General features: G+C 43.6%; 1 protein-coding gene. It reads left to right on the top strand.

The window, feature by feature from the left end; genetic code table 11:
• A partial coding sequence (locus FK268_RS26060; protein ID WP_497997383.1) for a preprotein translocase subunit SecA occupies positions 1-590 on the top strand: 590 nt, incomplete at both ends.

The following is a 590-nucleotide window of genomic DNA, read 5'->3' as shown; positions in this document are numbered from 1 at the left end:
GTTGATGAACATACCGGTCGAACTCTAGCGGGTCGTCGCTGGTCTGATGGATTGCATCAGGCGATCGAAGTAAAAGAGGGTGTTGAGGTGAAGCCAGAGAATCAGACGCTCGCTTCCATCACTTTCCAGAACTATTTCCGAATTTATGAAAAACTTGCCGGTATGACCGGAACGGCCGATACTGAAGCGCCAGAGTTTTTAGAGATCTATGGTCTTGAAGTTGTTGTTATCCCAACACATAAGCCTGTTCAGCGAAAAGATTATGGGGATCTTATCTATCTCACACAAAAAGAGAAGTATGAGGCTATTATCAAAGATATTCTCGACTGCTATGAGCGCAAACAACCTGTATTGGTTGGAACGGCTTCAGTTGAGGTTTCAGAATTGATCTCTGATCTTCTCAAAAAGCAGAATATTCCTCATGAAGTGTTAAATGCTAAGCAGCATGAGCGTGAAGCATATGTTGTCGGTAGAGCGGGTGTTCCTGGCGCAATTACTATTGCTACCAATATGGCCGGTCGTGGTACCGATATTGTATTAGGGGGGAATGTTAAATTAGAAGAGCAACTCTTCTTAGAATCTAACCCAAA

The sequence above is a fragment of the Tsukamurella sputi genome (assembly GCF_007858445.1).
Classification (GTDB): Bacteria; Actinomycetota; Actinomycetes; order Mycobacteriales; family Mycobacteriaceae; genus Tsukamurella; species Tsukamurella sputi.
Note: the sequence above shows the minus strand (reverse complement) of the source record. Positions and strands in the feature narration are given on the sequence as shown.